Raw genomic sequence first — 6863 nt, 5'->3', positions numbered from 1 at the left:
GTGCGGAAAATTTCTTCTGTCGTGTATTCGCTCCTGCTTTCAAAATCTGTGCGCTTGTAAAGCCGGTAGCATGTTCCGGAACAGGTTCGTCCTGCGCGTCCGCGTCTTTGGTTGCAGCTTGCCTTGCTTACCGGAGTTTCGATTAGAGATGATGTATAGGTTTTCGGGTTATAAAAATTCAATTTTGCCAAGCCCGAGTCTATAACCGTTGTTATTCCATTTATCGTTACAGAAGTTTCGGCGATATTTGTTGAAATTACAACTTTCTTTTTTCCGAATGGGGCGGAGTCAAAAACTTTTTCCTGCTCTTCTTTAGGAAGCCTTCCGTAAAGCGGCACAATGTGGATTTTTGAGCGGAAACTTGAGTTGTAAAGTTTTTGCACGCAGTCTTTTATGATTTTTTCGCCGGGAAGAAAAATCAAAATGTCGCCAGGCTCATGGTTGTCCAGAACGCGTCCGATTGTCGATTCAATTTTGCTTAAAATTGCCTGAGCGCCTGATTCTGTGGAAGTTGTCGGTTTTATTGCCGGCGGATCGTAAACCATCGTAACCGGAAAAACCTGGGTTTCAATTGTCACAATCGGGCAGCCGTTAAAATATTTTGAAAAAGCCTGCGCATTCATTGTTGCCGAAGAAATAATAACCTTAAAATCCGGTCTGACAGCAAGAATTCGCTTTAAAAGTCCAAGACAAAAGTCAATGTTCAGCGAACGTTCGTGGGCTTCGTCAATCATGATTACCGAATATTTGCTCATCCACGGATCAAGTTTCATTTCCTGCAGCAAAATTCCATCTGTCATTATCTTGATTTTTGTTGAAGAATCAGTTTTATCTTCAAACCGCATTTTGTAGCCGACAAGTCCCGGATAAGTCGTGTTTAACTGTTTTGCAATGAATTCGCTTACCGAAAGGGCGGCAATTCTTCGTGGCTGTGTTACAGCAATTACTCCGTTTTGAGAATAGCCTGCTTCGTGAAGAATTACAGGAATTTGAGTTGTTTTTCCTGAGCCAGTTGTGGACTGAACTACAATTACCTGATTTTTTGCAAGCTGGTCTAAAATAAGCTGTTTTTGTTCGTAAACAGGCAGCTTTTTATAATTTATTGCCATAATGAATTTCCTTTTGTGTTTTCGTAAATTTTTTTTCTTGATTCAATATATTTTGCCCAGTAAAAAAGTCCTGAGCGCTTCAGACAGTGAATAAAATCGTCATCAGCAAGACGAAGCACAATCTGTCCGTCCGGCTGAATGTAAGATGTTATAAAGTGCGGTTCGATCTGCTTTATGCTGACTTGCGAAGAAGTTTTTTCAAAAGTCATTTTTATAAAAAGTCCGTCGCCTGTGTCATCGCGCGCATTTGCGGTTTTTGTAAGCGAAGGCGAAGACCTCTGTCCAGAAATTGTGTTTCCGTTTGCGTACATTATAAATGCTTTTCTTGTTTTTGTTGAAGGCGAATCGCTTTGCGCGTTTTTTTCTGTTTTGCCGTCAGAAATTGTTACTGTTTCAAAAGTTTTGTAAACGTGAGGATGATTTGCCCAAATTACATCAATTTTACATTCTTCAATCAGCTGGCGGAAAAATTTTTTATGGCTTTCTGTTACGTTTTTTTTGTATTCCTCTTCGTCAGTGTGGACGCTCAAAACAAAAATGTCGTGTTCGTTTTGGGACTGGATTTCCTTTAGTTCTTCAATGAGCTGGGAATGTTTTTTTGGAGGAAAATAGTCAATCCACGAAGCATAATCTGGCCGGTTTAAAATTTCTGTAACGGCCGCAAAAAGAATTTTCCAGCCGTTTTTTTCTATAATTTGGAATGTGAGCTTTTGTGAGGGATTTGATTTTATTCCGCAGGCAAAAACATCAGTCTTTTTTTCAAAATAGTTTCGGGTTGCATTTATTCCGTCAAGATACCAGTCGTTTGTGTGATTGTTTGCAAGCGAAAAAACATTGAATCCAGAATCAATTGCCGCCTGGACGTATTCCGGATGCATGTTGAACTGCGGATAAGTGCTCCATTCGTGCTTGCTGTTTACCGGAGCTTCTATGTTTGCAAAGGCTAGATCGCAGCTTTTTACGAGAGGCTTTACATCCTGCCAAATTCTTTCAAATTTCTGCGCCTTAAAATTGATTTCGTGCGCCATAATGTCGCCTGCAAAGAGCATTGTAATTGAAGAATTCTGAGGTTCTTCTATTTTTGGAAAATCCGGTTTGTTTTGGCTTATGCTTGAAGTTGAGTTGCATGAAAAAAAAGAAAAACTAAAAACGAGAAAAAAAACTGAAACGCAGGAGCGCAGAAAATTCATAATTCAATTATAGTTAAAAATCGACAATAAAACAACTTTGGCATAGATTTGCGCTTATTGTTTACACATTTTTTCTGTTTCCTTGAAAAAAATCTTTTATATTTGTAAAATGATGGAATGTTTGATGTAAAAGACACAGACTTTTTCGATCTTGAAGAAGAAGATTTTGATACAATTCTTGCTTCCGATATTACTTTTAGCGGAAAAATAAAATTCACAAAGCCTTTTATGATTCGTGGCAATGTAAACGGTTCAATCGAGGCGACAAGCGATCTAGTGATTGATTCGAATGCAGTTGTAAATGCGGGAATTTCGGCAAGCCGTGTGCTTGTTCGCGGAAAGGTTGAAGGCAATATCAACGGTCAGGATTTGATTTTTGTTTCTTCGACAGGCTCTGTAAACGGGGATATTTCTGCAAAGCAGGTTGTTCTTGAACCTGGTTCTCATTTTTCCGGCAAATGCACAATGCAAGGATAAAATAATGAAAAAATCATTTTTAGTTTTAATAATCATTTCTCTTTTTTCGATTCAGTCGTTTGCGCAGCAGAGGGCAGATGCTCTTGTTCTTTACCGCAACGGGAAATATGCAGAAGCAATAAAAATTTGCGAACAGGAAATCGCGGAAGATCCGCAGAATATTGATTCATATTGCGTTCTTTGCTGGAGCCTTGTCCGCAGCAGACAGTATGCAGAGGCAGAGCAGCGTTCTGCAGAAGCCCGGAAAATCAATTCAACTGATGTGCGCTTGATTGAAATTCAGGCGGAGGCAAAATTCTATCTTGGAAAAAATACTGCCGCGCTCGAACTTTTTCAGTATTATCTGGCAAATGTTCCTTCAAACGGAAGCCGCATTGGCAATGCCTATTATTACATGGGCGAAATTTATATCCGTCAGGCAAAATATCAGCATGCAGATATTTCTTTTTCAACGGCTGTTCATACAGAACCTTTAGTTGATTATTGGTGGACTAGATGCGGTTATGCGCGCGAAATGACCGGAAACTACAACGGTGCGCTCGAAGCATACAGCAAAGCGATCGAGCTCAACGGTTCTAATTCCGATGCAATCCGCGGCCGTGAACGGGTTGTTGCAAAACTCCGCTAAAAATGTCAGAAATAATTCACTTTGAAACGCTCGGCTGCAAGCTCAATCAAGTCGAAAGCGAAGGTGCGGCTAGCGCATTTAAAAATGCGGGTTTTGAAATTTCAATGTCGCCTTTTTCTGCCGCGACTGCCGAAAATTTGTCCGTAAAACTCTGCGTTGTAAATACTTGCACTGTTACGGCAAAGGCCGAGCAAAAAGCGCGGAGAATAATCCGCCTTCTTCTTTCAAAATGCCCGAAAAGTGCAGTTCTTGTTACTGGCTGCTATGCGCAGAACAGCCGCGACGAAATTCTTGCAATCGGAAAAAAAATCTGTGTCTTGGGCGGGCAGTATAAAGGACATCTTGCCGACGTTCCAGAAGTTTTAAAGCAAAATCCAGAGCTTTATGGTGAAGAGCTTGCCGCTTTTATTCAAAAAAGTTTTGAAGCGATTTATAAAACAGCCGGAAATAATCAAATTCAAGAACCGTTCCGCCTTGTTCCTGACGGCTTTGCGCATCATTCACGAGCTTCCTTAAAAATTCAGGACGGATGCAACTGCGCCTGCACTTATTGCGCAATCCGCCTTGCCCGCGGAAAATCCGTGAGTTTAGACGCCGAAGAAGCAATCAGACGCGTTCAAAAGCTTGAAGAAAAAGGTCAGAACGAAGTTGTTATTACAACTGTAAACATTTCTCAGTATCGCGGACATTACAAAGACGGTTTTGTAAATTTCGCAGGTCTTTTGAGGCTTTTTTTGCAGAATACAAAGTCAATCCGCTTTAGAATTTCCAGCCTTTACCCGGAAATCGTCGATGAAGAGCTTGCGCAAATAATCAGCGACAGAAGAGTTTGCCCCCATTTTCATCTTTCTGTGCAGAGCGGAAGCGATTCTGTTTTGGCAAAAATGAAGCGTCCTTACAAAATCGAAGCCGTTTACAAAGCCTGCAGCCTCTTAAAAAAAGCGAAAAAAAATCCGTTCCTTGCTTGCGATATTATTGCAGGTTTTCCTGGCGAAACCGATGAAGATTTTGAGCTCACTCTAAAAATGCTCGGTGATTGCGGCTTTTCTTTTGTCCACGCTTTTCCATTTAGCGCCCGCCCAAACACAGAGGCGTTTTCTATGCGCCCTATGGTTCCTAATTCAGTCGCAGGAAAAAGAATTGAGGCTCTGGAAGCTTTTAACAAAAAATCAAAATCAGAGTATATAGCTTCTTTTGAAGGGCAGGTGCTTGAGGCTGTTTGCGAAACTGTCCACAGACCGAAAATTTTTGCAGATAGAATCGTAGTCCACGCGGTAACTGGCAATTTTCTTCACTGTAAACTTGTGTTCGGAACGAACGAAAAACTTCCTGAGCCAGGCTCTCTAATAAAAGTAAAGATTTTGCGTCCGCTCTCAAAATCAGAAATTTCCGGAGAAAGCGACACTCTTGCAGTTTTGGAAGAAAATTCCTAGTTTTGAAAAATTGTCAGAAAACGATATAAAATTTGACCGCTTCTTATTTGTTTTATTCATTTTTTTGAATTTTTGTAAGCTTTTATTCAGTTTTTTTGAGAGTTTTAGGTTCTTGATTTTTATTTTCCTCGGACTCTTCTTCTGCGGGACTTCTTTCATTATTTTCTTCAGCAGTTTTTTCAACTTTTTTTTGCTCTTTATCGCCGTCAACGGCAGCCGGAACTTCAATCGTGTAGTCCGTGTTGTCCAGCTGCAGTTTTATGAGGCTTGCAGCCATTTTTTTCTGGAGCTCTTCGCAAATATAGGTCCGCACGTAGTTTCTGAAATTTCCAGGAGTATCGGGAGTAAAAATAAGGGCGGCTAAAATTCCAGAAGAAACAGCTTTTATTGTATGAACTTTTGCATTCACTTTAAGCTGCTTGTTTCCGAGAACAAGGGTAAGTCCTTGAATTACAGAATTTATTTTTATAAATCCGGCATATTTCATAGGAACAATCAGCCCAACGCCGATAGACGAAATGTCGATAAAATTCATTTTGAACATCATATTTCCGCTTATAAAATAAGCTTCGGCGGATTTATTGTCGGCGCATATTAAACGCACAAATTTTCTCATGCCTTTTGCTTTTAAAAGTTCAAGTTTCTGCAAAAGCAGCCCCATAATTTCGCCAAAATTTTTATCGATGGTAAAAGCTCCAGCCGAAAGTTTTAATGCGTTTCCATATAGAAATTTTCCGGTTCCTTTTGTAGAAAAAACACCAAAATCGCATTTTTCAAATTTTGGATTGTGTTCAAAACTCGAAATAAAATTGAACCAAACCTGAGAAGAAAAGTGAGTATCGACATTAAAATAAACAATTGACTGAGGATTTAATTCTAAAAGATTTTTTAACTGGCGCGGCTCATCGATCTTGTAAATTTCATATTCTTGTTCCATCAACCGCAAAATAATATTTGTGTTAAGGGTGAATGTTGCGCAGATAAAAAAAATCTTGCGCCCGAAAATTTCACTGTTTTCACTATTTATTTCAGCCATTTCAAAAACCTTATGTTTATTATTGCAGAGATTTTCAATTATTTAAAGGCTGTTTTATTTTATTAAAATTTTTAGGACGGCATTTTATTTGCCGCGACCGGCTGCTCTGGGTTCGGTAGCCCTCATTGCCGTTTAAGAGAGGATTGATTTTTATCAATCCTCTCTTAAACACCAACTAAAGCCCGGCGCATCCGGCGTAAACGCGCCGGATAAGCTAAAAAAAACTTACGCGCCTTTTTGTTGGATATTATTTTTTTTCGACTGTTTTTTTAGAAACAAAAATTATTCCTGCAACAGGAGTCTTTGTGTCAGTAGCCGCAGTTTTTACGATAACCCAGTCGTCTTTCTGTAAATCTGCAGCCGTTGAGCAAGGCGGAGGAGGAAGTTCTGGCTTTTCATCAGGATTTTCAGCCTGCTGATTCAAAGCTCTTTCTGGCGGAATGCAGATTTTTGTAAACGGAGTCAATGCAAATGTCTCGTCCTTTCCGTCAGTGTTTGTAATTGTAATAAGGCTTGCGTCAGAGCTTATTTTTTTTATAGTTCCAATAAAAGAAACGCTGTCGTCATCAAACAGGTTAAAGTGCGGTCTTGGCGGAACATCGTTTCTTCTGTGCTTGAAAGAGTGTTCTCTTGGCTGATCGTTTTTTTCTTCTGCCCTTGGACTTTTTGCAAAAATACTTGTTCCTGCAAAGACAGAAAGCAAAACAGCTGTCAAAATAATTTTAATGGATTTTTTCATAAAACCACCTCTAAAAAATAAAATCAAAAAGTTGCCGATGCAGCTTTGTTTATGATTAAACTTTATAACTAAAAACAAATGCAATCTTTAAAATCTGCTTAATTTCGGGTAAGAGTTTTCTAAGAAAGCAAAATTTAGTTTTTGAAAAATTAAAAAAAAACAGTTTTTAGATATTGACACTTTTTTTCATAAATCATATAGTAATTAGGCATTCAGCAATTGAGTGAATGGGCTACTAGCTCAGGTGGTAG

General features: G+C 39.3%; 7 protein-coding genes. 3 read left to right on the top strand and 4 right to left on the bottom strand.

The genetic code is table 11. The features are described 5' to 3' along the window. Both B2X33_RS05280 and B2X33_RS05275 read right to left on the bottom strand, forming a co-directional pair. On the bottom strand, window positions 1-1109 hold a 1109-nt coding region (locus tag B2X33_RS05280; protein WP_296668140.1), incomplete at its 3' end, for a helicase-related protein. Beyond that, entirely contained in the window at window positions 1100-2299 is a 1200-nt protein-coding gene (locus tag B2X33_RS05275) for a CapA family protein (protein WP_296668139.1), read from the bottom strand. The genes B2X33_RS05275 and B2X33_RS05280, both read right to left, overlap by 10 nt. A 117-nt stretch (window positions 2300-2416) precedes the next feature. Between B2X33_RS05275 and B2X33_RS05270 the strand changes: the two genes are divergently transcribed. The 3 genes from B2X33_RS05270 to mtaB are packed head-to-tail and all read left to right on the top strand — an operon-like array spanning window position 2417 to window position 4837. Then, window positions 2417-2776 (top strand): bactofilin family protein, encoded by a 360-nt coding sequence (locus B2X33_RS05270; RefSeq protein WP_078931132.1) that lies wholly within the window; start codon window positions 2417-2419, stop codon window positions 2774-2776. 4 nt (window positions 2777-2780) lie between these two features. After that, on the top strand, window positions 2781-3404 hold the full coding sequence (locus tag B2X33_RS05265; RefSeq protein WP_296668137.1) for a tetratricopeptide repeat protein: 624 nt from the start codon (window positions 2781-2783) through the stop codon (window positions 3402-3404). Window positions 3405-3406: 2 nt separating this feature from the next. After that, on the top strand, window positions 3407-4837 hold the full coding sequence (mtaB, locus tag B2X33_RS05260; RefSeq protein WP_296668135.1) for a tRNA (N(6)-L-threonylcarbamoyladenosine(37)-C(2))-methylthiotransferase MtaB: 1431 nt from the start codon (window positions 3407-3409) through the stop codon (window positions 4835-4837). Between the two features lie 82 nt (window positions 4838-4919). On the opposite strand, the gene B2X33_RS05255 is transcribed toward mtaB, so the two are convergent. Both B2X33_RS05255 and B2X33_RS05250 read right to left on the bottom strand, forming a co-directional pair. Beyond that, a complete protein-coding gene (locus B2X33_RS05255) occupies window positions 4920-5873 on the bottom strand; it encodes a hypothetical protein (protein ID WP_296668132.1) in 954 nt (317 codons plus the stop codon). Between the two features lie 247 nt (window positions 5874-6120). Next, a complete protein-coding gene (locus tag B2X33_RS05250; RefSeq protein WP_296020424.1) occupies window positions 6121-6612 on the bottom strand; it encodes a hypothetical protein in 492 nt (163 codons plus the stop codon). Window positions 6613-6863: the final 251 nt, after the last annotated feature.

The organism is Treponema sp. UBA785, from assembly GCF_002297065.1.
Lineage (GTDB): Bacteria > Spirochaetota > Spirochaetia > Treponematales > Treponemataceae > Treponema_D.
The sequence above is the reverse complement of the archived record's forward strand: the minus strand, read 5'-3'. Positions and strand labels throughout refer to the sequence as shown.

Excerpts from the sequence above, each read along its gene's own strand:
- B2X33_RS05275 (WP_296668139.1), bottom strand. The coding sequence starts at position 2,299 with ATGAATTTTCTGCGCTCCTGCGTTTCAGTTTTTTTTCTCGTTTTTAGT.
- B2X33_RS05270 (WP_078931132.1), top strand. The coding sequence starts at position 2,417 with ATGTTTGATGTAAAAGACACAGACTTTTTCGATCTTGAAGAAGAAGAT.
- B2X33_RS05265 (WP_296668137.1), top strand. The coding sequence starts at position 2,781 with ATGAAAAAATCATTTTTAGTTTTAATAATCATTTCTCTTTTTTCGATT.
- mtaB (WP_296668135.1), top strand. The coding sequence starts at position 3,407 with ATGTCAGAAATAATTCACTTTGAAACGCTCGGCTGCAAGCTCAATCAA.
- B2X33_RS05255 (WP_296668132.1), bottom strand. The coding sequence starts at position 5,873 with ATGGCTGAAATAAATAGTGAAAACAGTGAAATTTTCGGGCGCAAGATT.
- B2X33_RS05250 (WP_296020424.1), bottom strand. The coding sequence starts at position 6,612 with ATGAAAAAATCCATTAAAATTATTTTGACAGCTGTTTTGCTTTCTGTC.